24 protein-coding genes are annotated in these 25,200 nt (G+C 60.5%); 8 read left to right on the top strand and 16 right to left on the bottom strand.

Annotation, left to right across the window (positions count from 1 at the left end):
• Positions 1–70: 70 nt before the first annotated feature.
• From QQF73_RS13120 to QQF73_RS13105, 4 genes are read left to right on the top strand one after another with little or no spacing between them, the layout of a single operon-like run.
• The gene (locus QQF73_RS13120; protein WP_285368487.1) at positions 71–658 is read left to right on the top strand and encodes an RNA polymerase sigma factor; all 588 of its coding nucleotides are present in this window, start codon (positions 71–73) and stop codon (positions 656–658) included.
• Positions 645–1,328 carry a zf-HC2 domain-containing protein gene (locus tag QQF73_RS13115; RefSeq protein WP_285368486.1) on the top strand — a complete coding sequence of 228 codons (684 nt, stop codon included), beginning with the start codon at positions 645–647 and terminating at the stop codon, positions 1,326–1,328. Before QQF73_RS13120 ends, QQF73_RS13115 begins: the two co-directional genes overlap by 14 nt.
• On the top strand, positions 1,325–1,795 hold the full coding sequence (locus tag QQF73_RS13110) for a hypothetical protein (RefSeq protein WP_285368485.1): 471 nt from the start codon (positions 1,325–1,327) through the stop codon (positions 1,793–1,795). Before QQF73_RS13115 ends, QQF73_RS13110 begins: the two co-directional genes overlap by 4 nt.
• 30 nt (positions 1,796–1,825) lie before the next feature.
• On the top strand, positions 1,826–3,145 hold the full coding sequence (locus tag QQF73_RS13105; protein WP_285368484.1) for a tetratricopeptide repeat protein: 1,320 nt from the start codon (positions 1,826–1,828) through the stop codon (positions 3,143–3,145).
• 11 nt (positions 3,146–3,156) lie between these two features.
• Here QQF73_RS13105 and oadA read toward each other — a convergent pair whose 3' ends face one another.
• The 8 genes from oadA to QQF73_RS13065 form a co-directional block, all read right to left on the bottom strand.
• Positions 3,157–4,953 (bottom strand): sodium-extruding oxaloacetate decarboxylase subunit alpha, encoded by a 1,797-nt coding sequence (oadA, locus tag QQF73_RS13100; protein WP_285368483.1) that lies wholly within the window; start codon positions 4,951–4,953, stop codon positions 3,157–3,159.
• Between the two features lie 23 nt (positions 4,954–4,976).
• Positions 4,977–6,398, bottom strand: a complete 1,422-nt coding sequence (locus tag QQF73_RS13095; protein WP_219867686.1) for an acetyl-CoA carboxylase biotin carboxylase subunit — start codon at positions 6,396–6,398, stop codon at positions 4,977–4,979.
• A gap of 117 nt (positions 6,399–6,515) precedes the next feature.
• A complete protein-coding gene (locus QQF73_RS13090; protein WP_285368481.1) occupies positions 6,516–7,115 on the bottom strand; it encodes a CBS domain-containing protein in 600 nt (199 codons plus the stop codon).
• An 84-nt stretch (positions 7,116–7,199) separates the two neighbouring features.
• Entirely contained in the window at positions 7,200–7,526 is a 327-nt protein-coding gene (locus tag QQF73_RS13085) for a hypothetical protein (protein ID WP_219867684.1), read from the bottom strand.
• Positions 7,527–7,634: 108 nt separating this feature from the next.
• Positions 7,635–8,654, bottom strand: coding sequence for a HupE/UreJ family protein (locus tag QQF73_RS13080; RefSeq protein ID WP_219867683.1), 1,020 nt, complete (start codon positions 8,652–8,654; stop codon positions 7,635–7,637).
• A complete protein-coding gene (locus QQF73_RS13075; RefSeq protein ID WP_285368478.1) occupies positions 8,651–9,496 on the bottom strand; it encodes a peptidylprolyl isomerase in 846 nt (281 codons plus the stop codon). Before QQF73_RS13075 ends, QQF73_RS13080 begins: the two co-directional genes overlap by 4 nt.
• 4 nt (positions 9,497–9,500) lie before the next feature.
• Positions 9,501–11,402 (bottom strand): DUF3604 domain-containing protein, encoded by a 1,902-nt coding sequence (locus QQF73_RS13070; RefSeq protein WP_285368476.1) that lies wholly within the window; start codon positions 11,400–11,402, stop codon positions 9,501–9,503.
• A 242-nt stretch (positions 11,403–11,644) separates the two neighbouring features.
• Positions 11,645–12,955 (bottom strand): DcaP family trimeric outer membrane transporter, encoded by a 1,311-nt coding sequence (locus QQF73_RS13065; protein ID WP_285368474.1) that lies wholly within the window; start codon positions 12,953–12,955, stop codon positions 11,645–11,647.
• A 325-nt stretch (positions 12,956–13,280) separates the two neighbouring features.
• Between QQF73_RS13065 and QQF73_RS13060 the strand changes: the two genes are divergently transcribed.
• The 4 genes from QQF73_RS13060 to QQF73_RS13045 all read left to right on the top strand — a co-directional run bounded on the left by QQF73_RS13060 (position 13,281) and on the right by QQF73_RS13045 (position 16,971).
• On the top strand, positions 13,281–14,477 hold the full coding sequence (locus tag QQF73_RS13060; RefSeq protein WP_219867680.1) for an acyl-CoA dehydrogenase family protein: 1,197 nt from the start codon (positions 13,281–13,283) through the stop codon (positions 14,475–14,477).
• Positions 14,478–14,487: 10 nt separating this feature from the next.
• A complete protein-coding gene (locus QQF73_RS13055; RefSeq protein WP_285368471.1) occupies positions 14,488–15,630 on the top strand; it encodes an acyl-CoA dehydrogenase family protein in 1,143 nt (380 codons plus the stop codon).
• Between the two features lie 112 nt (positions 15,631–15,742).
• A complete protein-coding gene (locus tag QQF73_RS13050) occupies positions 15,743–16,504 on the top strand; it encodes a class II aldolase/adducin family protein (protein ID WP_219867678.1) in 762 nt (253 codons plus the stop codon).
• An 11-nt stretch (positions 16,505–16,515) separates the two neighbouring features.
• Entirely contained in the window at positions 16,516–16,971 is a 456-nt protein-coding gene (locus QQF73_RS13045; protein ID WP_219867677.1) for a MaoC family dehydratase, read from the top strand.
• A 16-nt stretch (positions 16,972–16,987) separates the two neighbouring features.
• Here QQF73_RS13045 and QQF73_RS13040 read toward each other — a convergent pair whose 3' ends face one another.
• From QQF73_RS13040 to QQF73_RS13005, 8 genes are all read right to left on the bottom strand, one after another.
• Positions 16,988–17,923, bottom strand: a complete 936-nt coding sequence (locus tag QQF73_RS13040) for a ketopantoate reductase family protein (protein ID WP_285368470.1) — start codon at positions 17,921–17,923, stop codon at positions 16,988–16,990.
• A 34-nt stretch (positions 17,924–17,957) separates the two neighbouring features.
• Complete coding sequence (locus tag QQF73_RS13035) at positions 17,958–18,740, bottom strand: SDR family NAD(P)-dependent oxidoreductase (protein ID WP_219867675.1); 783 nt, start codon at positions 18,738–18,740, stop codon at positions 17,958–17,960.
• Between the two features lie 69 nt (positions 18,741–18,809).
• Positions 18,810–19,958 carry an ABC transporter substrate-binding protein gene (locus QQF73_RS13030; protein ID WP_219867674.1) on the bottom strand — a complete coding sequence of 383 codons (1,149 nt, stop codon included), beginning with the start codon at positions 19,956–19,958 and terminating at the stop codon, positions 18,810–18,812.
• A gap of 49 nt (positions 19,959–20,007) precedes the next feature.
• Positions 20,008–20,715 (bottom strand): ABC transporter ATP-binding protein, encoded by a 708-nt coding sequence (locus QQF73_RS13025; RefSeq protein WP_219867673.1) that lies wholly within the window; start codon positions 20,713–20,715, stop codon positions 20,008–20,010.
• Positions 20,702–21,469: an ABC transporter ATP-binding protein gene (locus tag QQF73_RS13020; protein ID WP_219867672.1), complete on the bottom strand. Its 768-nt coding sequence runs from the start codon at positions 21,467–21,469 to the stop codon at positions 20,702–20,704. The genes QQF73_RS13025 and QQF73_RS13020 overlap by 14 nt, the downstream gene beginning before the upstream one ends.
• On the bottom strand, positions 21,462–22,496 hold the full coding sequence (locus QQF73_RS13015) for a branched-chain amino acid ABC transporter permease (RefSeq protein ID WP_219867671.1): 1,035 nt from the start codon (positions 22,494–22,496) through the stop codon (positions 21,462–21,464). The genes QQF73_RS13020 and QQF73_RS13015 overlap by 8 nt, the downstream gene beginning before the upstream one ends.
• 2 nt (positions 22,497–22,498) lie before the next feature.
• Positions 22,499–23,362 (bottom strand): branched-chain amino acid ABC transporter permease, encoded by an 864-nt coding sequence (locus QQF73_RS13010; protein ID WP_219867670.1) that lies wholly within the window; start codon positions 23,360–23,362, stop codon positions 22,499–22,501.
• A 166-nt stretch (positions 23,363–23,528) separates the two neighbouring features.
• On the bottom strand, positions 23,529–25,193 hold the full coding sequence (locus tag QQF73_RS13005) for a long-chain fatty acid--CoA ligase (RefSeq protein WP_285368676.1): 1,665 nt from the start codon (positions 25,191–25,193) through the stop codon (positions 23,529–23,531).
• Between the last annotated feature and the right edge of the window lie 7 nt (positions 25,194–25,200).

Raw genomic sequence — 25,200 nt, 5'->3', positions numbered from 1 at the left:
GGCACACGATAAAAATCAGAAACGTCCTGCAGCACTCTGATAGTGCGAGATGTTTATCAGGGGTATCCACTTGGCCTTGCTTCCGTTTCGCCAATCCAAGTCAAAACGCTTTGAACGCCTGGTCCATCCACACCTCAGGCCGCTGCATACGTTTGCCTACCGGCTAACCGGCAGCCAGCACGATGCCGAGGATCTGGTTCAGGATGTGGTCACCAAGCTGTTCCCCAAGGTGGACGAACTGGAGCGCGTCGAGGATCTTCGCCCTTGGCTGCACCGGGTTCTGTACCGACAGTTCGTGGACAACGTCCGCAAGCGACCGGCAGGGCGAGAGGTCAGCGAAAACGCACTGGGCCCCAAGGACCAGCAGACCCCGTTTCTGGAAACCCTGTCAGGCACCGAACCCGATCCCCTCACCCACACGGACAACGACCGACGAAGCGCCATACTGCACCGACTGATTGGCGAACTGCAGCCCGACCAGAGAACCCTGTTGCTGCTGCATGACTCCGAAGGCTGGCGCCAGGAAGACATTGCCGAGATTCTGGACGTGCCCCTGGGCACCATAAAATCCAGGCTGCATCGGGTACGGGCGCTGCTCCGGACGAAATTGCAGGAGGAGATGGAACCTTTTGAGGAGCAACAACGTGGCTGCCAGTGAGGTGAATGCGATGAACTGCATTGAATTCCGAAAAGACGTGGATGCCTGGGCCGCCGGCGAAGTGTCCGAGACCACTGAGGTGGCCATGCGCGAGCACGTCAAATCCTGCGAAGCCTGCTCCGTGGCGCTGGCGACGGCGACGTATATCGTCCAACAGGTTGCCGCAGACCGGGCGCCTGAGCCCGACCCCGACTTCGAGTCGCGGATACTCGGCCGGGCCATGGCAACCGATCAGCAGACCCCGAAACGACACTGGACCACGTCCGTCTGGAGTGGTGCCGTTGCCGCGGCACTGGTGGTCGGCGTGTTCATTGGCACCCAGTTCAACCAGGCCCCTCAACCGGGGGCAGAACTGGCTGGCACCGCAGAGCCCTCGGCGGTAACCGCTGACCCGACACAGAAAACCGTCCGGCTGGCATTCACGTCTACCGAAGCTCTGGAAGACGTGACCCTGACCCTGGAGCTGCCGCCGAACATGGAACTGGCACCCTTCCCGGGACGACACCGGGTAAGCTGGAAGGTAAACCTGAAGCCCGGCGACAACCTGCTGGCCCTGCCGGTGAACATTCTGTTCCCGGGTGAAGGCACGCTGGTTGCGCACCTGGGCGAAGGCACCAAACGCAAAACCTTCCGTACGGACATCGGCAAGGAAACGGAACCATCGTCATGAAAGTAACAATTCCCGGCCAGGTTCGGCTTGTCTGGCTTCTGATTGCAGGCTTCTCGCTCACGCCGACTCTGGCGGTAGCAGAGGAGGACTATGGCGTTACCATGAGAATGGTGGCGGATGAAGAGGCTCTGGATAATTCCTTCGTTCAGGAAATGGAAATCCCGGAATCGATCAACGAGCTGGACGACGAACAGAACTGGGATGAACTGGATGCCAACGAGCTGTCCAGCGAAGCCTGGAGTCGCGAGGAAGACCTGAGCTTGCAGGCTCGCGAATCCCGCGATGCGTTCGATGCCGAGCTGCCGGGCGAGGAACTGCTGGATGCGCCGACCGTCGAACAGCCGGGACTGGACACCCCCGAACTGGACCTGCCGGGCACGGACTTACCGACGGACGATCTTCTGGATCCCGGACTGGATTTACTCAACAACACCGGGTCCACGCTGGACAACACAGTGAACCAGTAAACGTCCCCTGTCGGAGCAGTTCGAAGAAATATGCTGTCGCCCTACCGACTGATAACGATGCTGCTGATTTGCCTGTGCGTTCCGTTCGTGGTCGCGGCAGAAACCGACTCTTTGTCATCGCCGAAGCAAAAGTTCCGGGCCGGCATCGAGGCATTCCAGAACAATAACCTGGAGCGCGCCCGCGAACTGCTTGAGGCCGCGGCCGAAGACATGGAATCCCGCGCGCTCACCTACAATCTCGGCGTCCTCTATTTCAAAATGGGTGACTACGTCAGCGCGGAGGAGATGTTCCGAAGGCTGCTCGACACACCCCAACGGGCACTCGCCTTCTACAACCTCGGCCTGATTGCTCTCGCCCAGGATCAAACGTCAAAGGCCCGCCAGGCATTTCGTGAAGCCGCGCTGGCAAGCAGTGAGGACAATCTGAGCAAGCTCGCCCGGGGCCAGCTTGCCAAGCTGGGAGCGCCGCCCGCCCCTGATCGATGGCAAGCCCTGCTGTCGCTGTCCGCCGGGTACGAAGACAACATCGCCCTGTTCCCGGACAGTGCCGCCAGCTCCCTGGACGGCGCTTTCTTCGAGTCGGTCAATGCCATCTCCGGCTACCCATTCCGATCCGGCGATCAGTCGATCAAGACCGACCTGCAGCTGTATGGCCGCGAATACACCACTCAGGAAGACTTCAACACCCATCTCGTCCGCCTCAATGTGGCGGGCGTCCATGCCCCCGGTAACTATCGACTGAGCCTGGGCATTGGCGGGGATCAGGTCTGGCAAGGGGGCAAATCAAGGGAAAACCGGGCACGCCTCAGTTCCGGACTCCGGAAATCGGGTTGTACCCTCGGCAGCGAAACCGCCGTCTGCTCGATTTCTGTCGACGCGGAGCAGGTCAACGCGGCAGACCGTTACCGGGCCTACGACGGTCAGCATTACCGCCTGGACACGCGCTACCAGGCGCGACGCCATTCCTGGCGGGCAAGCGTGAAATACCAGGTGGACTACGATGACCGCCGCAATCTCGATACCGGCACCGAGTACTACAGTGTTTCTCCGCTGGGCCAGACCCTGGCACTGGGACTCGGGTACGCCCTTACACCGGCCCTGGAACTCGGCACATCTGCCAGTTACCGGTTCAACTACTACCGTACTCCGCACCGGCTCGAGGTCCCTGAGGGGCTACTGATCATCCGCCGGGAGGACCAGCGGCTGACGTTCTCGATTGACGGGGAGTACCGGGTCAACACGACGGTGTCCCTGCTGCTGAACCTCCAGCAGGTTCAGAACGACAGCAACATTGCCCGGTACGATTACGATCGGCGAACAGCAACACTCGGCGTTGCTGTTCGCCTCTGAGCCCTGGCCGGCTACTCGATATCCACCAGCACCTCACCCGGCACCACGCGGTCGCCCTTGGCAATGGAAACGCCCTTGACGGTTCCGGCGATGGTGGCCTTGACCTCGGTTTCCATTTTCATGGCTTCGATGATCAATACCGGGTCTCCGGCAGCGACCTGATCGCCCTCCTTGACCAGCACATCCACAATGTTGCCAGGCATACTCGTGGTCACATGACCTTCCTTGGTAGCACCGGCCCGACCGCCGCTCTTGCGACCGCCTTCACTGCTGTCGCCCTGGGACTCCAGGTGAATTTCCTCCGGCACGCCATCCACCGTCATGTAGAAACGGCGCTCGTTCTCACCCGTCGGATTGGCACCGGTGACGTCGATGTCGTAGCTCTCACCGTGCACGGTGATCTTGAACTTGGACGAGACGGCGCCGGAGCGCCCGCTCGGAATGGGTTCCAATGGCTCGGACTGGAGCGTGCCATCCCGGCGCTGCTCCAGATACGCCTTGGCCTGATCCGGGAACATGGCGTAGGTCAGCACATCCTCATCGCTCTCGGCCAGCTCGCCCACCTGCTTGCGCAACTCCTCAAGCTCGCGAGGAATCAGGTTCGCTGGCCGTTCTTCAACCAGCTCCTCCTTGCCAACCGCGCGACGCTGTAGTTCGGCGTCCACCTCGGCAGGCGCCTGGCCATACCAGCCCTGGAGGTACTTTTTCACCTCGTTGGTGATGGTGTCGTAGCGCTTACCTCCCAGCACGTTAATGACCGCCTGGGTGCCGACAATTTGGGAGGTCGGGGTAACCAGCGGCGGGAAGCCGAGGTCCTTGCGAACCCTCGGGATTTCCTCGAACACCTCCTGGATGCGGTCCAGGGCGCCCTGCTCCTTGAGCTGATTGGCCAGGTTGGACATCATGCCGCCCGGCACCTGGGACAACAGCACCGAGGTATCGACACCGTTGTAGGCGCTCTCGAACTGGTGGTACTTCTTGCGCACTTCCCGGAAATGGCCGGTGGCCTTGTCCAGCAGCTCCAGATTCAGGCCGGTGTCGAAGCCGGCGTCGTGCAACGCCGCCACCAGCGATTCCGTAGGCGGATGGCTGGTGCCGCCGGCAAAGGCCGACAATGCGGTATCGATGTGATCGACACCGGCTTCCATCGCCGCCCACTGGCACATCGGCGCCATGCCCGAGGTGGCGTGGGAGTGCAGGAACACCGGTAGATCAAGGGTGCTCTTGAGCTTGCCCACCAGCTCGGCGGTGACCGCCGGCGTCAGCAGACCGGCCATGTCCTTGATGGCGATGCTGTCCGCGCCCATCTCGGCCATGGCTTTGGCCTGCTCCAGATAAGCATCGGTGTCGTGCACCGGGCTGACGGTGTAGCACAGGGTACCCTGGGCGTGCTTACCGGCTTTCTTGACGGCCTTGATGCTGGTTTCCAGGTTGCGCACGTCGTTCAGGGCGTCGAACACCCGGAATACATCGATGCCGTTTTCAGCGGCCTTGGCGACGAAGGCTTCCACCACGTCGTCGCCGTAGTGGCGATAGCCCAGCAGGTTCTGCCCGCGCAGGAGCATCTGCAGACGGGTGTTGGGCAGGGCCTGGCGCAGCGTGCGCAGGCGCTCCCAGGGGTCTTCCTTCAGGAATCGGACACAGGCGTCGAAGGTGGCACCGCCCCAGCACTCCAGGGACCAGTATCCGGCCTGATCGAGCCATTCACAGGCCGGCAGCATGTCTTCGGTCCGCATTCGGGTGGCGATCAGGGACTGATGGGCGTCCCGCAGGATAACGTCGGTAATATGAATCTTGCGCTTGGTCATTCTGGATCTCTCCGGTGTTCGGTTTACAGGCCCGCCTGGGCGGCGATGGCCGCGGCGATGGCTGTGGCGATGGCTTCAGGACGGGTCTTGGTGCTGTACTCCAGCAACTGAGGATTTGCTTCGACAAAGCCGGTGTTAAAATTGGCGGCCTGGAATTCCTCATGGTTCAGGATCTGTTGGTAATAGGGGATGGTGGTCTTGACCCCGTAGATGGCCATATCGTTCAGCGCCCGGCGCGAGCGGGCAATCAGCTCCGGCCAGTCCATGGCCCAGACAATCAGCTTGGCGCACATGGAGTCGTAGTAAGGCGGGATCTCGTAGCCGGTGTACATGTTGGCGTCGGTACGCACGCCCGGGCCACCGGCCGAGTAGTAGCGGCTGATCCGGCCAAAACTGGGCAGGAAGCCGTTCTTGGGGTCTTCGGCGTTGATCCGGAACTGGGCGGCAAAGCCCCGGTAGCTGATGTCCTCCTGCTTGAGCCACAGCTCCTCGCCGGAGGCAATCCGGATCTGGGCCTTGATGATGTCCACCCCGGTGATTTCTTCGGTGATGGTGTGCTCCACCTGCACCCGGGTGTTCATCTCCATGAAATAGAAACTGCCGTCGTGGTCGAGCAAGAATTCCACGGTGCCGGCATTCTCGTACCCGCACTGCTTGGCCACCCGCCGCGCCAGTTCGCCGATGTACTCACGCTGGTTCTCTTCCAGCTGCGGCGATGGCGCCAGCTCAATCAGCTTCTGGTTCCGGCGCTGGATCGAACAGTCACGTTCGTACAGGTGTACCACGTTGCCGTGGCTGTCTGCCAGGATCTGCACCTCGATATGGCGGGGGTCGATGATGCACTTTTCCAGAAAGACCTCGGCGCTGCCGAACGCCTTGGTGGCCTCGGAAATCACCCGCACGTAGTTCTGACGCAGCTCCTTCTCGTTGTCGCAGCGACGGATACCCCGACCACCGCCGCCGGAGGTTGCCTTGAGCATGACCGGATAGCCAATCTCAGAGGCCTGCCGAACCGCGTCTTCGACATCTTCCAGATTCCCCCTGGACCCGGGCGTTACCGGCACACCGGCGGCCTCGGCCGTCTGACGGGCCTGGGTCTTGTCACCCATGGAGGCAATGGCCTCTGATGACGGGCCGACAAAGGTGATCCCCCGCTGTTTGCAGATCGCCGGCAGCTCGGCATTTTCCGAGAGGAACCCGTAGCCGGGATGCAGCGCATCGCAGCCGGTTTCAACTGCCATATTGACGATATGATGGGGGTTCAGATACCCGGATAGCGGATCCTGACTGATCTGGTAGGACTCGTCGGCTTTTTTGACATGCAGGGAATACTCGTCCGCCTTCGAATAGATGGCGACCGAGCGTATACCCAGTTCGCTACAGGCCCGGGCAATTCTGACTGCAATCTCACCGCGATTGGCAATCAGCAGCTTCCTTATGGCCATGAAGTTACCTCCGGTATTGGTTTTGGTTGATGTTGACGGCCGGCACTCCCTGGCCAGCTCCGCCATGCCCGGACCGGCCCCGAGGGGATGCCGGGGCCGAACCGGGCCGTGCTAGTTCTAGAAATTCCCCTGAACGACATTCACGATTTCCGAGAACGACGACGCGCGATGCTCAAGGTCGATGGGAATGTGGAGCTTTTCGACCAGCTGGCTGGCCGAGACAATGCCACGCAGGTACTGCTCGCCGGCGTTGTTCCGGTCGTCGTCCACGACCAGCAGGTACTCCTCATGGACCGACCTGAAAGTACTGACAAGGTCGCCGACGGAGGCGCGGCACAGGTCCTGGTAGTGGATCGCGGGGAGGCTGCTGAGGGGGGTCATGATGTCCCTGACCCGAATTTCCCCGGGTAACACCCCCCGACGGTTGGCAAGGCTCAGGGGCAACTCGCCGTTGATGTCTGCGATGGTGATGACCCCGACACACTCGTTGACCCCGTTCTCCACCAGCTTGAATGCGGTATCGGCCATTTTCATCCACAGCCTCGCCTCGGAGACGCTCATGTCTGAGTTCAGGGCCGGTGGACGGCGCGCGCGGAAATCGGTCAGCAGATGAACCGCAGAATCATTGCTGCCGATGTTGTAGGCGGGCTGGAGGGTGGCCAGGGAGTGGGTACGTCCCAGGTCGCGTACTGGTATCGCGTGAAAGTGCTTGCTCATGATGAACCTCACTGATTCCGGATGTTCGCTGTAACACTCCGCCTGTTCTGGCCAGGCAATGGGAGTGCGGTTAATCGACGGAGATCAGGTGAGCGAAGGCGGGCCCTGAGGCAGGGCGGGATAGCTAACGAGGCGAACCGGCGGCTCGATGAAGGATAGATTCGGGGAATGCCCCGGATATCCCGTAATGAGGGGAAGGCCAGGGCCCAGTGAACCGGTCAGCCCGGCTTCGCCGGATGGTGAATCCCCGGATGCATCCAGCATGGTGACCTGGAACGATCCCGGTTCCTCCAACTGAGGGTCCAGCGCCGGCACGTTGAAACCCGAAGTGGCCCACGCGAGAACGACCAGTGCCATCACAGTTGTCAGGCAAAGACGAACCTTGTTTTCCGATGCTCGCAAATGGGCCATGAAAATCCTTTGGCGGGCGCTAACGTCCAGACTATTTAATTTCTATCACAGTTGAATCAGCAGGCATGATCGTTTTTTTGAGTGTTTAAATTCGTTTTTTTCGATGTCCTACACCCAGAATCCCGCAACCCGCTCCACCAGCCAGAAGGACGCGATACCACCGATGGCATAACTGGCCACCCGCTTCCCGGTGCTCTCGAACCACTGCAAGCCGACATCCCGACGCTGGAATGCCCTTCTGGCCAGATAGCCGCCCAGAACCACCGCAACGACAAACGCGATCTGACCCGCCTCCACCCCCAGATTAAAACTCAACAGCGCCAGCGGGACGTCCCCCGCGGGCAGACCGATCTCCCTCAGCGCCCCGGCAAAGCCAAAGCCGTGCAGAAGACCAAACGAAAATGAAACCAGCCAGGGATAACGGGTCGTGAGTCTCTGACTATCCGTCGGCCGGGCCAATTCCGTGGCGAGGAACACAATCGACAGCGCGATCACCGCTTCCACCGGAGGTGCCGGGAGCGTGAACATGCCCAGCGTCACTCCGGCCATGGTCAGGCTGTGGGCCAGGGTGAAGGAGGTCAGCGCGGCAACCAGCATCCGGAGGGTTGGAATCAGGAGCAGCAGGGCAAAGACAAACAGGAGGTGATCGAAGCCTTCGAGAATGTGTTCGACACCCAGCGCAAAGTAGCTGGACAGCACCGAATCAAAGGACCCTGTCCGGGCAATATCGAAAGCGACGGCATCCGGCGTCAACCGGGTCACCACCGGCGCCGCGCCGGAATCCGGGCTGTAACGCACCAGCACGTCCGTTCGCGTGGCTTCCAGGCCTCGGACCGCTACCGTGCCACCCTCCAGTCCTCCCGCGCAGGTGGCTACCCAGCGGCTGACAAAGGCGCGGCCATCGAACTGCATCGGGCCGGGCGCGACTCGGGGCGCGCAGGTCTCGGGCAGCACCGCCTCGATCACCATCGGTTGGCCGCGCACCTGGGGCACCCGCCAGACCGCCTGCCAACGGTCGTTACCGGCCGGCGCCAGGCTCAGGAAACCCGGCTCCAGGGCATGGGCCTGAAGCAGTGACGGCACAGTCATTAAAACGGCCAACAGGACCGCCGGCACCACTCTGGTCATTGCGATACCCCGTCCACATCCGGTACGGAGATGTCGTAGTCCGATTTCATCGCCAGCAGCTGTTCCTTGCTCAGCCGTTCGGCGGTATCACGGCGCCAGGCGTCCTCCACCTGCTCCCGGATAGCCTCGAAGCCGGGCACCGTGCCAGTGGTTTTTCCGGTCACTTTCACCAGGTGCAGGCCAAAAGCCGACTGAACCGGGCCGGCCCAGATGTCCGGTGGCAGGGTAACGAGCTGGTCAAAGAATCCGACGCCGAAATTCGAATCCACGGTGGTCGACACACTGGGCCGCATTTCCGGCGCCAGCAAGGTGGCCTGCCCGACCTCGCCCGGCGCCGCGCCCGCCTCAAGTGCCTGACGCGTGGATGCCACCGTTGCCTCGTCGACGGTTTTACCCAGGAAAACCTGCTGGAACCCGACATTGGGCCGGGTGGTAAACAGCTCGGCATTGGCGCGGTAGTACTCTCTCAAAGCCTGGTCAGACGGCACCAGAGACGCGACGGCGCCATCAAGAATAAATTCCATCTTTTGCCTCAGGCGCTGGCGAATCACCGCATCACCGGTGTCGAGCCCCATGGCCAGGGCTTCCCGGACCAGGATTTCTTCCTGCACGTACTTGTCGACCAGGCGCTGCAGCTCTTCACGGGTTGGCGGTCGTTGCCAGACCTGCCGGAAATTGCTTGCCAGTTGCGCGACGTCACCTTCGGTGATCACCAGACTCCGGACCGACGTGTCTTGAGGCGCGTCGTTCAGCCAGCCATAAAGCCCGAAGAGCGCCACTCCGATCAGCAGGAAGTGAACGAAAGGCTCGGTTACCAGTCGTTTGATTGATCGATCAGCCACCGGATCAGCCCTCCGGTCCGTACCAGATGGGTGAGGTGTAGGCGCGGTCGACCACCTCCATAGGCGTGCCTTCCGGCATTTCAATCTGGAAGTACTTCGCGTCGTAGGCCGTCCAGCGGGGTGTCGGGATCTCCAGGACGCGCACGTAATAGAAGGCGCGCTGGTCCGGATCGAACTCGGGGTCGGTCCAGTGGCCGGCCAACGCGGCGCTGCCGATATCGTTGGTGTAACTGGCGTTGGCAACGTTCACGGTATTGCCGACGTCGCGGTCGCAGCCGCCGTCCACGATCTCGCGTCCGGCACAGGCGACATCCCAGATCTTCTCGTGGGTATCGCCGCTGTCATCAACCCAGCCCTTGATCATCTGAATCCGGTCGAGGTTGGCACCGTCCGGATCCCTCAGGGCCCGAACCATAAAGGTTGGCGCCTCCTGGCCTTCCGGTGCCGGCCGCAGATCGCCCCCCATGGGCACACCCCGTGAGTAGCCGGCATCGGCAAAGTCCGGGCGCAGCACCTCTTCCGGCTGGAAATCCCAGCCCCCGAACACCCGCACGCGGAGCCGGCTGCCGGAAGTGGCGAATACCTCGCGCCGGGCGAAAGCATCCCAGATGGCTTCCCGGGTGTTTTCCGTGGCCCAGACCCCGGCCAGGCCAGAGGCCCCCAGGTCAATGTCGTAAATGGACAGCTTCGGATCCACGGTGCTTTCGATCAGCACGCCTTCCTTACGGTGGGGCGAGGGTTCGACGATGTAGGCCTTGCCGAACCAGTTCTCCTCCCGGGTCGAAGGCAGGGCGTTGTGGGCATCGGTCGCACCGATCATGCCGAACTTGAAGGGATTCACGCCCAAACGTTCGGCTTCGGCGAGCCCTAACTTCAACGCGGAACGGGCGTATTCGGTGCGGAGCATCTCCTGCTCCTTGGCCGCGGAACCGGCCAGGTTGGAGGTGTCGATAATTTCGTGGTCGGCAAAGGCATCGTCCGGCGACAGGAAAGGGTGGGTTTCCCCTGTGCCCTTGGGCTGGGTCACTTCGACCACCGGCTCAAAATTTGCGCGCCGCCGGGCGTAGGCTTCGTCGAACGCATCACCGTCGAAGGTTTCCAGCATAAACATCATGCCGTTGGACAGGTTGCCGTTGTGGGGAATGGCCAGCACCTGGCCTCCCGTGTCCTTTTCATAGGCCTCGAGGTAGTCCCAGAGGTCTTCGGGGTCGTCGCTGTCCAGTGCGGAAAAAGGCACGACCTGACGAGTCCGGTCGGCGCCGTCCCGGAAGATGACGTTCCGGTGCAGGTTGTTTCCGTCCGGGCCGGAGGTCCATTCGTAGCCGATAAAGGTGGTGAAGACGCCCGGTTCATAATAATGCTCGGCATTGTCGATCACCTTTTGCCAGACCGCAGCCACCATCTCCGGACTCTTGATCATGTCCTCACCACGCCCGTTGGCCGCGATCCATTCGATGAACGCATCGTAACCATCCCCGGCCTTAAACATCTGGTACCAGCGCTCGCCACCTTCGGTGCGGCGCACGAGCGGATCACCGCGTTCCAGGTAATCCGATAGCCCCAGATTCTCGGCGTGATCAGCGACGACCACGAAATCCAGGGGTCGAATCAGCTTGAACGGGCCCGCAGTCTGGCTTTGGACCACCTCACCGCGCGCGGCGCGGTAGGCCACGTCCGGACCCGGTTTTGCTCCGCCCATGCCAGCGTCGGCGGACCAGGCGGTGTGCAGATGGGTATCACCAAAATAGACATTTTGGGGGAAGTGATCGTCGACGTAGGGGGAATATGGGTTCGCCGGCGCGGCGTACTCATCTTCGCTGATGCTCAGATCCTGGCCGTGGGTTCCCTGGGTCATGAAACCCACTGCAAGGGGCAACAGACAACAGTGCCAACCTCTTCGGTTCATCGCGGACCTCCTGATCCTTAACTCTGGTGCTCGCTTAGACCAGACCGCCATCCTTGGTCACACCGACATTTACGAAGCACTCATTACTATAGCTCACTTTCTGACCAGCGAACCGACAACCGGAACTACCTGTCAGGCACCTCCGTCCGTGCACAAAAAAGCCCCGGCACGGGGGACGTTGCCGGGGCTGAAGATGCAAAGCGAGATTTGCGTTAACTCAACTCAGGTGGTTCCTACCGCACTCAGAAACTCAGCTTCGCAGATGCCATCACCTGCTCGTACTGATTGCTGCCACTGCCGGCAATCTCGCCGAAGTCCCAGTAGGCGTACTCCAGGCCCAGGGTCAGGTTGGAATGCGCGGACCAAAGCAGGTTCACATGAGCCGAGGTGGAGGAGTCGAAGTAGCTCAGGGTTCCCGCCGGCGGTGCAGTCAGATCGTCCACGATTTCGGTGTGGGACACGGTCACCGTGGAGCGCCATGCCGGCGACCAGAAATGGCGGTAAGCCGCGGTCGCGCCGTAGGTATCCAGTGCCTTCACCTCGCCACCGGCCTGGGCCACGAGATCCACATCCGGGTAGGTGAACAGCCCCATGTAGCGACCCAGCGCGCCGTAGCTGTACTGCAGACGGATGTCGTCCTTGCCAATGGTCGGAATGCGGGCACTGACGGAAACGGCACCGGCCAGCTCAGACTCACCGGAGGCGTCGTCCTCCAGGTTGCGCAGCAGACCTGCAACCGAGTAGAACCCGTGTTTGCCGCGAATCTGGTAGCGGGCGGTGAGGTCCGGATAGGACTGATCGTCATAGGAGTTGGTGCCAAACCCGTCTTCCGGGTTTTCCAGGGCCATCATCAGCTTGCCGCCGGGAACGGCCATGTTGTAGCGAATCATCGGCTGGGTCACGTAAATGAAGGCGGCCTGTTTGCCCTGATTCAGGATTTCCGGCATCGCCGCGAGGTCGGTAAAGGTGGTGTAGGTCTGGCCGAACTCCCAGCCATTCCAGTTGCCGTAGGCCTGACGCAGGCGCGGTGAATAGCTGTTGGAGACCACCTCGTTGCCGGGTGCACCAATACCCTGCTGGAAGTCCATCTCGAGGTAAGTGCGCAGTTGATGCCCGGCCACGCCTTCAGTGGAGGTACCAAAACTGAAACGGGATTCCCGGGCACTGAACCCGACCTTCCAGTCGTTGTCGGTCGCGGCCGCGGACGCGAAGGTGCGGGGCAGCCCGACGGAGTAGGTGTTGCGCTGACCGTTGCCGTTGGAGCCATACATCATGTCGGCCTTGATAAAACCGCCGAAAGAGATAGTGGTACCACCGATTTTCAGGCCGTCGCCTTCGCGCAGGATGTAGGGATTGTCTTCGCTCGCCTCCGGAGCGGTGGAAACCGCGCCTTCCAGCTTGCTCTCGAGCATCTGCACACGTTCCCGCAACTGGTCCAGCTCGGCGTTGCTCTGGGCGGAGACGCCAGCGGACGCAAACGTGATCAGTGGCAGGCTGGCGAGGGCCATGGCACGGGCAAGCGGACGGGGTTTGAAGGATGTTCTTGTTGTCATAACTAACCTCTGACGGAGTTGATTGTGTCTTTGTTATTGAACTCTCCGGCGCCGGTACAGCGGGACGCACTTTCAACCTTTCAGTTTCGCACTGCGGTATTTTTTATATTTAGATTTCCGCATAGCGGTACCAGCTTCCGTGTTAGCGACTATAGACAAACGCATTTACACCATCAACCCGCATTTAATATTTTTTTATGAAAGCAATGGTTACCTAGCGTTTCATAATTTCATTATCGTTGACACGGGGCGAATTATTGAAGGATCATTGAGTAATTCTGCTATGCGGTATATATTTTCGCTGTAATGCAAACGAGGTTATCTCATGAACATGAACTACACGGCCGAGGAACTTGCCTTCCGAAATGAAGTGCGCGCGTTCCTGGATGAGAAGCTGCCGGCGGATATTGCCGCCAAAGTGAAAGGTTTTCGCCGCCTGACCAAAGACGACCATCTGCGGTGGCAGAAAATCCTCAATGCCCAGGGCTGGTACGCCACCCACTGGCCGGAAGAGTACGGCGGCGTTAAATGGACGCCGGTCCAGAAACACATCTGGGATGAAGAGTCCTGCCGCTACGGCGTACCCCGTTCCATTCCATTCGGGGTCAACATGGTGGCACCGGTCATCATCAAGTTCGGCAACGAGGAGCAGAAGCAGCGCTACCTGCCCCGCATCCTCAGCGGCGAAGACTGGTGGTGCCAGGGTTACTCTGAGCCGGGCGCCGGTTCTGACCTTGCCTCGCTGAAAACCCGTGCCGTGCGCGAAGGCGATCACTACATTGTTAACGGCCAGAAGACCTGGACGACGCTGGGCCAGCACGCCAACATGATTTTCTGCCTGGTCCGCACCAATACCGAGGTGAAGGCCCAGGAAGGCATCTCGTTTTTGCTGATCGATATGGATACCCCGGGCATCACCGTACGTCCGATCATCACGCTGGACGGTGAACACGAAGTGAACGAGGTGTTCTTCGAAGACGTGAAGGTGCCGGTGGAAAACCTGGTGGGCGAAGAGGACAAGGGCTGGACCTATGCCAAGTTCCTGCTTACCTACGAACGCACCGGACTGGCCGGCATCGGCATGTCCAAGGCGGCGTTGTCACACCTGAAACAGCTGGCCTCCCGTCGCATCAAGAATGGCCGACCGCTGATCGAGGATCCTTCCTTCAGCCAGCGCATTGCCAAAGTCGAGATTGACCTGACCGCGGCGGCCATCAGCAACCTGCGCATCATCGCCTCGGTCGAGGGTGGTGGCGTGCCGGGCGCCGAAAGCTCCATGCTCAAGGTCAAGGGGACCGAGATCCGTCAGTCCATCAATGACCTGGCACGACGCGCGATCGGCCCCTACGCGATCCCCTTCGTCGAAGAGGAACTGGACTACGAGTACGACGGCGACTTCCTGTCAGACGAGAACGCCGCCCCGCTGACCGCCCAGTACTTCAATAACCGCAAGCTGTCGATTTTCGGCGGATCCAACGAGATCCAGAAAAACATCGTGTCGAAAATGATTCTCGGGCTTTAAGGAGGCGACCATGGATTTCCGACTGAATGAAGAGCAGCAGATGCTGCAGGACACCGTGGCCCGCCTGGTGCGCGGTGAATACAGTTTTGAAAAGCGCCTGGAGTTCAGCGAAACCGACGCCGGGTTCAGCGAGGCCTTCTGGACCCAACTGAGCGAGCTGGGTCTGACGGCCGTGCCTTTTGCCGAGGAGCTCGGTGGGTTCGGCGGTGGTGGCGTGGAGGTTCAGTCGGTAATGACTGAGCTCGGTCGCGGCCTGTGCCTGGAACCGTACATGCAGTCCGTGATCCTCGGCGGCGGCCTGATTGATCACGCCGGCAACGATAGCCAGAAAGAGCGATGGCTGACCGGCATCGCCAGCGGCGAACTCAAGGCCGCCGTGGCCCTGCAGGAGCCACAAAGCTTCTACAATCTGAAAGACGTGGCAACCCGCGCTGAAAAGTCCGGCGACGGCTACGTACTCAACGGCCGCAAAGCCGTGGTGATCGGCGGCCACTGTGCCGATCTGATCCTGGTGTCCGCCCGCACCTCCGGTGACAGCCGCGATACCGACGGCATCAGCCTGTTCGCACTCAGTCCGGAGCTGGCCGGCGTCGAGCGCCGGACCTATCCCACGATCGATGGCTCAAAGGGCTGCGACATCACCCTGAATAACGTCGAGGTGGGCGCCGATGCCCTGTTGGGCGGCGAAGGCCGGGCCGGCGAGATCATCGAGTACCAGAGCGGTCGCGCCATTGCGGCCGTGTGTGCCGAAGCCGTTGGCGTTATGGAGATGGCCAACGAACTGACCCTGGACTACCTCAAGCAACGCAAGCAGTTCGGTGTGCCCATTGGCAAGTTCCAGGTTCTGCAGCACCGCATGGTGGACATGATGTCGGAGCTGGAACAGGCCCGTTCCATGGCCATCCTGGCCGCCAGCGTGGCCGATGCAGAGCAGAGTGACGAGCGGCGCCGGATTCTGGCCGCCGCGAAGAACGTGATTGGCCGCAGCGGCCAGTTCATCTCCGAGAACGGCATCCAGTCCCACGGCGGCATCGGCATGACCTGGGAATACAACTTTGCCCATTACGCCAAGCGGCTGATCATGATCAACCACCAACTGGGCGATGACGATTTCCACCTGGAGCGGTACGCGGGCCTGTTGCAGGCCAGCTGACCCCCTTCACCAGTGAGCCTGGGGCCTCTCTCCTTCCAGTCAGAGGTCGTGTTCGGGGGTGCCCTTCAGGCCACCCCCTTTTTTTGGTTCTGCACCAATCGAGGTGATCACAATGACAACAGACGCCCAACACACCAACACCGAGTCGCTGAACAAGGCCGAATGGCAGGTGCGCACGGAACTGGCAGCCGCTTATCGGCTGGTGGCGCTGTTCGGCTGGGACGACCTGGTCTTCACCCACCTGTCGGCCCGGGTGCCCGGTCCTGACCATCATTTCCTGATCAACCCCTACGGCCTGCTGTTCCACGAAATCACCGCCTCGTCGCTGGTGAAGGTGGACCGCGATGGCCAGGTGGTGGCCGCGGGTGGCCTGGGCCGGGTCAATCCGGCCGGTTTCACCATCCACAGTGCCGTGCACATGGGACGGGCGGACGCCGGCGCGGTGATGCACCTGCACGCCGCCGATGGCGTGGCCGTGTCGGCCCACCGGGACGGCCTGCTCCCCCTGAGCCAGACTGCCATGCTGTGCCTGGACCACCTCAGTTACCACGATTACGAAGGGGTGGCCCTGAATCTGGACGAGCGCGAGCGGCTGATCCGGGATCTGGGCGACAAGTCGATGATGCTGTTGCGCAACCACGGCGTTCTGACCGCCGGTGAGTCGGTGCCGGAGACCTTCACCTACCTGTACTTCCTGATGAAAGCCTGTGAGATCCAGGTCAAGGCGCAGAGCTGTGGGCCCACCTGGATGCCGTCGGAACAGGCGGTGCAGACCACCGCCGAGCAATCGAAAAATCTGGGCGCGGCCGCGAAGCTCACCTGGCCCGCGCTGTTGCGCCTGCTCGACAGCAAGAACCCGGGCTACGCGGTTTAAGGGGAAAACAGATGATTGAAGTCAAATTGGACGAACTGGCTGATAAAAAAGGCACTCTTGTCAGTCACAGCCCCTGGTTGACCGTCACCCAGGAGATGATTGAAGCGTTTGCTGACGCCACTGGCGACCATCAGTGGATTCACATCGATATCGAACGGGCGAAGAAGGAATCCCCCTGGAAAAGTCCGATTGCCCATGGCTATCTGACCGTGTCATTGATATCGCGGCTGAACCCGCAGGCTCTCAAGGTGACCGGGCCCACGGCAACCATCAACTATGGCCTGAACAAGTTGCGGTTTCCGTCTGCGGTTAAGTCCGGATCGGATATCCGCACCAAGGTCCAGCTGCTCGACGTCAACCAGGTGGATGAGCACCGTTATATGGCCAGCTACCTCACCACGGTAGAGATCAAGGGCGAGGACAAGCCCGCGTGCGTCGCAGAAAACCTGGTGATGTACGTGATCTGACCGGTTGACCGGGCCCTCAGGCCCGGCCTTCCAGTGCCGCCCGCATCTTCAGCGTGACCAACACGGTATTCAGGTGTGGAACGGCAATGCCTTGACGCTCGGCAATGGCCACCACATTGCCCAGCACGGCATCCCGCTCGATGGGGCGATCGTTGAGGTAATCCAGTGCCATGCTGTTCTTGTAGGGCGGCATCTTGCGGGTACCGTCAATGTTCTGATCAATCAGCGACTCGTCCATGGGGTAACCTTCCGCTGCGGCCACGGCCATCACTTCGCCGATCATGGCCCGAATCAGCGCCTCTCCGCCGTCGGTATCCAGAATGGTTTTCGTGTCAGCACCGTTGGCAATCACCGACAAAGGATTGAATGGTGTATTCCACAGACATTTGCGCCAGCGTTCGCCCACCACAGCTTCTGTCACATCCACCTTGATCCCACCTTCGATGAACAGTTCCGACAGGGTCCGGCAATGCTCGTCGATGCCCCGGGGGTAAGTCCCCATAACCAGTTTGCCATAGGCCTTGTGCTCAACAACGCCCGGTTCCGTCCGACTAGCGGCAATAAAGGCCAGACAGCTGATGATGGGATTCTCAGGGAACGCCTCCGCCAGCTCCTGCTCGATGCCCAGACCATTTTCGATCAATACCAGGCGGGTGTTCGGCCCCATCCAGGGCTTGACCAGTTCGGCCCGGTTGACGCCGGGTAACACTTTCACACACAGAATGAGGTAGTCCGGCCAGACCTCCGGCGTACCACCGTCACGGTATACATGATCCGGCCGGAAAGACAGGTCCCCCAAGGGGCTGGTGATCCGGATACCCTTTTCCCTCACCACTTCGTACTCGGAGCGCAAGACGGTGTCGACCGGACATCCGGCCTTTTTGAGGATGGCCCCATAGAAGCTACCGATGGCGCCGGCGCCAACAATCAGGATGCTTGGTTTTTCAGTCATTTTCTGCTCACTTTGCCTGCTGCGATGCCCTGTTTTATCTTCGTACCGGAGCCATGCCCAGGTGCGCTCCACCGTCGATCAGCAGGGTCTCGCCGGTGGTCAGATCCCCCCCTACGATAAGCCCGAGACACACATCGGCCACTGATTCCGGGGAAGCGGTATCGTTCAGCGGTGCGGCGCCTTTGGTTTTGGCCAGCAACGCGTCATATTTGTCTTCGCCCAGCCCCTTTTTCAGCCACTCGCCCTGAACAAAGCCCGGACATACAGCATTCACCCGCACTTCCGGACCCATCACGCGGGCGAGCGATCGAGTCATGGTGATCAGCGCGCCCTTGGAGGCCGCGTACGCAATTGAACTGCCAATTCCTGCCAGTCCGGCGATGGAGGCCATATTGATGATGTGGCCGGACCCGTTTGCTCGAAGCGCGGTCTCAGCTGCCCGGGTCATCTGGAACGGTCCCACGGTATTAATCGCATAGAGGTCCAGAAAATCCCGCTTGTCCAGGCCCTCAAGGTCACCGTGGTTACAGAACTTCGTGGTTCCTGCGTTGTTGACCAGGATGTCTATACGACCAAACTGCGCCAGGGTTTCGTCCACAAGGGCACGACAGTCTGCATCCTCTGACACATCGGCCCGGCACACCAGCGCTTTTACACCATACTGTTCACAGTCCGAGGCCACGGCGCGTGCACCAGTCTCGTTCCGACTGAAGTTGATCACCACATGACAGCCATGCTCGGCAAATAATCGAGCCACTGCGGCTCCAATTCCTGACGAGGATCCGGTCACGATGGCGACAGAGTCTTTCAGTTTCATAGAGCGCCTCACCTACCAAAAAAAGGGGCAGGCCATTCGTGGCCTGCCCCCTGTTTAACACAGTGACGTTTACTCGATCTCTTCCTGAACAATCTTGCCATCTTTTACCACGGCCAGCGTGGTATCCGTGACAAAACCGCCCTTGTCGGTCACGTTGGTCACCTCATACGGGTTCTTGCGAGTGGGCATGTTCTTCAGGGCATCACCCATGGCGGCGCGGATCACCTTTGGATCGGTCGACTCGGTGGCATCCATCGCTTCCACCAGCCCGTGCAGGGCCAGGTAGTTGTAGGCGGCTTCCGATCCCGGGGTCTTGCCGTATTCGGCCTCGTAGCGCTTGATGAAGTCCTGGGCGGCCTCGGTCTCATAGACGCTCAGGGGCACCACGCCAACCGCACCTTCAACCATCTCCAGCCCGCCAGCGACATTGGCGACCTCGTCAATCTTGGCTTGATCCATGACGATGAAACCGCCCTGGAAGCCCATCTGTCGGGCCTGCTGAACCACCAGACCGGTCGGCTCGGAGGCACCACCGACGAACATCACGTCCGGGTCCTCGGCAATGATCCGGCTCACGCCGGTGAAGAAGTCGGCGGACTTGTTGTAGTCCATCGGGTTGTTGGCCACCACTGTACCGCCCTTGGAGGTCCACTCCTTTTCAATCATGGAGGCCCAGATCTTGGCATACTCATGGGTCGCACCGGCCATGCCCAGGGAGGTACCCAGGTTTTCCAGGGCATAGTCCGTGAACGCCCGGACATAGCCATCAAAGGTCGGCGGGATTCGTATGGTCAGGGCATTCCCCTTTTCGGTCACGGTCGGCACGCTGGTGTAGGCCATGATCAGGAAATTGTCCTTCTCATTGAAGTCCTGCAACGCAAACACACCCCCGGAATGCGGGATAAAGATCGCCGGCACGTTCGATTCCTGCTTCAGGCGCTTGGCGTTGGTGGCCGCCTGGGCCGGGGAATAGCGGTCGTCCAGGGAGACCAGATTGATGGTGGTTTTTTCCCCGTTGAGGTCGAAACCGCCGGCGGCGTTGATTTCTTCCGCGGCCATACGCAGACCGGACAGGGTGTTCTCTCCGTACAGGGCGGCGCCACCGCTCAGCGGGCCGGTGAATCCAATGTTGACTTCACCCGCCATGGCGCCGGCGGTGAGGCTCATACCAAGGGTCGCCGCTGCAACCGTTTTCCCCAGTGTCTTTGCTGTTTTCATTGTTGTCTCCTGGTTGATTGTGCTCGTCGAAATTCACTTGCCGGAGCCGTCAGGCCCCGATATATGCCTTACGGACCTGCTCGTTGCCTAGCATGGCCTCGCGGTCACCCTCCATGACGAGGTGCCCGTTCTCCATGACGTAGGCCCGGTGGGCGATCTTGAGGGCCGCAAAGGCGTTCTGTTCAGCCAGCAGCACCGTAGTACCCAGGCTGTTGATCTGCCGGATGGTCTCGAACATCTGCTTGACCACCAGCGGCGCCAGACCGAGCGAGGGCTCGTCCAGCATCAAAAGCCGCGGACGACTCATCATGGCGCGGCCAATGGCGACCATCTGTTGCTGCCCCCCGGACAGGGAGCCGGCCGGCTGCTGGGCCTTGTCCTCGAGGATCGGGAACAGCTCAAGCACCTCATTCAGACGCTTCCGGTTGCCCTGCCGGTCACCCCGATGGACATAGGCGCCCATCATCAGGTTCTGCTGGACGGTCATCTGTGGAAACAGCTTGCGACCTTCGGCGCACTGCACCACCCCGCTGGACACAATGGCGCTGGCCTTCATGCCGTTGAGTTTCTTGTCCTCGAACCTGATCTCGCCGGCGGCGGGCTTGACCAGTCCGCTGATGCCGTTGAACAGGGTGGTCTTGCCGGCCCCGTTGGCGCCCAGCAGAACCACCAACTCGCCGGTTTCCACAGTCATGGAGATGTCGGTCAGGGCCTTGAAGCTGCCGTAGCAGACATCCACGTGATTAAGCTGCAGCATCTTCATCCCCTCCCAGGTAGGCCTCGATCACCACCGGATTATTACGGACCTCCTCGGCTGTGCCCTCGGCAATCTTCTCGCCGTGGTCCAGCACCATGATCTTGTCCGCAAGGCTCATGATCATGTCCATCTTGTGTTCGATCAGGCACACGGTCAGGCCGTTATCCACCATCTTGCGCATGAGCGTGGCAAAACCTTCGGTCTCCTCCGGGTTGATCCCGGCGGCCGGCTCATCCAGAAGCACAATCTTCGGGTCGGTAGCCAACGCCAGGGCGAAGGCCACCCGCTTGCGCTCTTCCTGGGTGATGTCCGCGATGAACTTGCCGGCTACGTTGGTCAGCCCGACGAAGTCCAGCGCTTCCATGGCCTTGTCCCGGGCCGCCTTCTCTTCGCGCTGCAGCCGCTGGCTGTTGATCAGCACGTCCCAGAGCCCGGATTTCGTCCGCAGGCGATGGCCAACAATGAGGTTGTCCAGAACAGTTGCCTGTTCGAACAGGTTGGTGGTCTGGAAGGTCCGGCCGACACCGAGCCGCGCGACCTGGTCGCAGGGCATGCGGGTCACATCCTCGCCATCCAGCAGAATCCGGCCGGACGTGGGTTGATGCAGCCCGGAGATCAGATTGAAGAACGTGCTCTTGCCGGCGCCGTTGGGCCCGATGATCGCGTTGATCTTGCCCGCCTCGAATTCCACGGACACATCGTTTACCGCGGCCAGGCCGCCAAACATCTTGGTCAGGTGCTCTACCTTAAGCATTGTTCTCGGCCTCCCGGGTCCGGGTTGTGGTCACCTTGCTCTCGGTGCGCTTCTTCTCCGGCGCAACGCTCTGGGCCTTGCGATGCATCCAGGTCAGGAACGAGCCGGTGATGCCCCGCGGGAAGAAGATCACCAGCAGCACCAGCAGCGGACCGAAGATAATCATCCGGTACTCTTCCAGGAACTGCAGCGACTGGGTGATCCAGACGATACCGACGGTCCCCAGCAGTGGCCCGGTGATGGTGCCGATACCGCCAACCAGCAGGTAGGTGATCATGTCGAAGGTGTGCACGATGTTGGCCTCTTCCGGCCCGATGAACCGGACCATCCCGGCGTAGAGTGCACCGGCCAGACCGGCGTAGGTGGTGGACAACACGAATGCCAGCACCTTGTTGCGCATCAGGTTGATACCCAGGGACTGGGCCAGCTCATCGCCGTTACGGATGGCGATGAAGGTACGCCCCAACAGGGAACGGGAAAGCCGCCCCATGAACCAGATCGCGAACACCAGAAACGCCAGCACCAGGTAATAGAAGGGGGTGGTTTCGGTGAAGTCCACCAAGCCAAAGCCATAGGGTTCGGCAATGTCACGTACCCCGATAGGCCCATGGGTCAACTCCTCCCACTTGTCGATCAGCAGGTAGATGATGAACCCCACACACAGCGTGAAAATGGCAAAGTAATGCTCTTTCAGACGCAGGGACACGATGCCCACGAAAAATCCCAGGACGGCGGTCACCACCAGGGCGGCCACAAAGGCAGGCCAGAAACTCCAGCCGGCATCCGCGGTCAGCAGGCCCAGGGTGTAGGCACCGATGGCGAAGAAGCCACCGTGGGCCAGGTTCAGCTGACCGCAGAAACCGGTAATGATGTTCAGGCCGTATACCGCAATAGCCCAGACGAAGGCCGACGCCATCACATAGACCTGGTACTCGTTACTGGCGAGAAATGGAAACACGATCGCAAAAACCAGCAGTGCCAGTTTCGCGCCCGGTGTCATTAACATGGCTCCAAGCTTGAACAACATGGTCAGTGCGCCCCCTTTGCGAACAGGCCCTGTGGGCGTATGGAGAGAATCAGTACCAGCAGGCCGAAGGCGATAATGTCCTTGTAGGCGGTGGAGATGTAGAAGCCGCCAAACGCCTCGGCAAAACCGATGATCATGCCGCCGACAATGGCGCCGGGAATGCTGCCCATGCCGCCAAGGATGATGATCACGAAGGCTTTCATGATCACCAGATGCCCCATGGCCGGGTACACCAGGTTGATGGGGGCATACAGGGTGGCTGCCACCGCGGCCAGGGCACCGGATATCGCGAACGTCATCATCGCCACCCGGTTGGCGTCGATACCGACCAGGAATGCGCCTTCCCGGCTCTGGGCCATGGCGATAATGGTGGCGCCGGTCATGGTCTTGCGCAGGAACATCTGCAGCGCAAACACCAGCACAAAGGCAGCGACGATGATGAGCAGGCGCTGCTCCGGAATGATCAGACCGTCAAAATTCATGATGCCGGTGAAGGGCGAGCTCATGCGGCGGAAATCGGCGCCCCAGAACATCTGCACCAGCGCCTCCAGGAACAACAGAATGCCGATCGCGGCGATCTTGTCGTGGATGGGTGGCGAGTGCCTCAGGGGGTGGAACACCAGTCGCTCACAGACAATGCCCAGCAAGGCGATGACGGCCGCAGACCCTGCCATGGCAAGCCAGTAATGGACACCGAGGTCGACCATGAAGAAGTAGGACATGAATGCACCGACCATGTAGAGCGCGCCGTGTGCAAAGTTCGGAATGTGGAGTATTCCGTAGACCAGGGTCAGCCCCAGGGCTACGAGACCGTAGATGCTCCCCAGGGTTAACCCGTTGATGACTTGCTGCAGGAAAAGGTTCAATTCTGCCCCTCCGTTGGTTGTTTTTATCGGAAATCTTTGAGGCTAAAGTCTGCAGGGCATGGCGGCCCTGCGGCTTGATTGAAACAATTACATTGATCGTCTCAATTGTCAATTATTTAAAATCATGTTTCGCAGTGCGAATCTTAGGTATCGATTTTAAATATTTCTAGGCATTTTTCTTCCACTCTTCTTCCTGAAGGGCGCGCCACATCAATTTACCGGTGGGCGACTTTGGGAGCGTCTCCACGAACTCGACCAGCGTGGGCACCTTGTAGGCGGCCATCTGCTCCTTGCACCAGCCGGTGATGTCCTCGACCGAGGTCTTGCCGTCCGCTTCCGGGGTCAGCACGATGCAGGCCTTCACGGTCTCGCCCCGCTTGGGATCGGGCGAGGAAATGATGCAGACCTCGTGGATGGCCGGGTGCCGGTACATGAGACCTTCCACCTCGGACGGCCAGACCTTGAAGCCCGAGGCGTTGATCATGCGCTTGACGCGATCGACCATGAAGAAATAGCCATCCTCGTCGTAGTAACCCAGATCTCCGGTGCGGAAGAAGCGTTTGCCGTCGATTTCCACAAAGGCCGCCTCGGTCTCCGCCGGCCGGTTCCAGTAGCCGATCGTGACCTGGGGGCCACAGGAGACAATCTCGCCGGTCTCGCCCGGGGCCTTTTCTTCCAGGGTTTCCACATCGATGATGCGGCTGTCCACGTCGAACACCGGGATTCCCAGACACTGGGGTTTGGGATTGGCGTTCGGATTGATGTGGGTAGCCGCCATGGTCTCGGACAGGCCATAGCCTTCGATGTAGTCCAGCCCGGTCATCGCTTTCAGCTTTTCAGCCACTGCAACCGGCATGGCGGCGCCACCGCCCCCGATCATGTTGAGGCTGGAAAGGTCGTACTTGCCGATGTCCGGATTGGACAGGAAGTCCACCGCCATGGTCACGATGTTGGTCCAGCCAGTGACGCTGTACCGCTCAATGAGTCGCGCCGCCGTGGTGCGCTCCCAGCGGGTCATGATCACGGACGTCGAACCGCTGTAAATGGGACCGTTCATGGAGCCGGTCATGCCCGTCACGTGGAAGAACGGCAGGGTCGCCAGCTGCACGCTGTCCGGGGTGCTCAGATTCCAGAACACCCGATGTACGGCCGTGGCCATCACCGACCGGTGGGTGTGCATGCAGCCCTTGGGCGCACCGGTGGTTCCGGAGCTATAGGGAATGACCGCCAGGTCATCCGGCGTCGCCGTATGGGGCGCCGGCGTGTGGTGGGCGGCCATGGCCGTTTCCCAGCTCACCATGCCGGGAAGATCTTTGGACCACACCGGCGCCGCCACTTCCGCCGGCAGGTCCAGATCGGTATCCGGCTTGATGTAGGCGCTGTAGGACGCCACCACCACCTGTTCAAGATCGGTTTCCGACAGCAACGGCGAAATAAATCCGGCCAACTCCTGGCCGGCGAGGCACACGGAAGCCCCCGTATCGGCGATGTAATGCTCCAGTTCAGCAGCCCGGTTCATCGGGTTGACCGGAATCACCACGGCATCCGCACGGAGAATGGCGTAGTAGGAAATGACGTACTGGGGCGAGTTCTGCATGTACAGCAGCACCCGGTCACCCTTCTTGACGCCCTGGGCCTGCAGGTAGCCCGCCATGGCCTCGACCTCATCCAGCAGCCGACGGTAGGTGATCGGTGCATCGTAGAAAATGATCGCCGTGTGGTCCGGAAACCGTTGGGCCGAGATCTCCAGATTGGTGAACACACTGGTCTTCGGAAGGGTCATGGTCTTGGGCAGTTCGTGGGGCCAGACCTTGTAATGGCGCGTGAACATCATTGTT

It is taken from the genome of Marinobacter albus, assembly GCF_030238305.1.
GTDB classification, from domain to species: Bacteria; Pseudomonadota; Gammaproteobacteria; order Pseudomonadales; family Oleiphilaceae; genus Marinobacter; species Marinobacter albus.
The sequence above is the reverse complement of the archived record's forward strand: the minus strand, read 5'-3'. Positions and strand labels throughout refer to the sequence as shown.

Coding starts and splice junctions, on each gene's coding strand:
- QQF73_RS13110 (WP_285368485.1), top strand. CDS start 1,325: ATGAAAGTAACAATTCCCGGCCAGGTTCGGCTTGTCTGGCTTCTGATT.
- QQF73_RS13105 (WP_285368484.1), top strand. CDS start 1,826: ATGCTGTCGCCCTACCGACTGATAACGATGCTGCTGATTTGCCTGTGC.
- oadA (WP_285368483.1), bottom strand. CDS start 4,953: ATGACCAAGCGCAAGATTCATATTACCGACGTTATCCTGCGGGACGCC.
- QQF73_RS13095 (WP_219867686.1), bottom strand. CDS start 6,398: ATGGCCATAAGGAAGCTGCTGATTGCCAATCGCGGTGAGATTGCAGTC.
- QQF73_RS13090 (WP_285368481.1), bottom strand. CDS start 7,115: ATGAGCAAGCACTTTCACGCGATACCAGTACGCGACCTGGGACGTACC.
- QQF73_RS13085 (WP_219867684.1), bottom strand. CDS start 7,526: ATGGCCCATTTGCGAGCATCGGAAAACAAGGTTCGTCTTTGCCTGACA.
- QQF73_RS13080 (WP_219867683.1), bottom strand. CDS start 8,654: ATGACCAGAGTGGTGCCGGCGGTCCTGTTGGCCGTTTTAATGACTGTG.
- QQF73_RS13070 (WP_285368476.1), bottom strand. CDS start 11,402: ATGAACCGAAGAGGTTGGCACTGTTGTCTGTTGCCCCTTGCAGTGGGT.
- QQF73_RS13065 (WP_285368474.1), bottom strand. CDS start 12,955: ATGACAACAAGAACATCCTTCAAACCCCGTCCGCTTGCCCGTGCCATG.
- QQF73_RS13060 (WP_219867680.1), top strand. CDS start 13,281: ATGAACATGAACTACACGGCCGAGGAACTTGCCTTCCGAAATGAAGTG.
- QQF73_RS13055 (WP_285368471.1), top strand. CDS start 14,488: ATGGATTTCCGACTGAATGAAGAGCAGCAGATGCTGCAGGACACCGTG.
- QQF73_RS13050 (WP_219867678.1), top strand. CDS start 15,743: ATGACAACAGACGCCCAACACACCAACACCGAGTCGCTGAACAAGGCC.
- QQF73_RS13045 (WP_219867677.1), top strand. CDS start 16,516: ATGATTGAAGTCAAATTGGACGAACTGGCTGATAAAAAAGGCACTCTT.
- QQF73_RS13040 (WP_285368470.1), bottom strand. CDS start 17,923: ATGACTGAAAAACCAAGCATCCTGATTGTTGGCGCCGGCGCCATCGGT.
- QQF73_RS13035 (WP_219867675.1), bottom strand. CDS start 18,740: ATGAAACTGAAAGACTCTGTCGCCATCGTGACCGGATCCTCGTCAGGA.
- QQF73_RS13030 (WP_219867674.1), bottom strand. CDS start 19,958: ATGAAAACAGCAAAGACACTGGGGAAAACGGTTGCAGCGGCGACCCTT.
- QQF73_RS13025 (WP_219867673.1), bottom strand. CDS start 20,715: ATGCTGCAGCTTAATCACGTGGATGTCTGCTACGGCAGCTTCAAGGCC.
- QQF73_RS13020 (WP_219867672.1), bottom strand. CDS start 21,469: ATGCTTAAGGTAGAGCACCTGACCAAGATGTTTGGCGGCCTGGCCGCG.
- QQF73_RS13015 (WP_219867671.1), bottom strand. CDS start 22,496: ATGTTGTTCAAGCTTGGAGCCATGTTAATGACACCGGGCGCGAAACTG.
- QQF73_RS13005 (WP_285368676.1), bottom strand. CDS start 25,193: ATGTTCACGCGCCATTACAAGGTCTGGCCCCACGAACTGCCCAAGACC.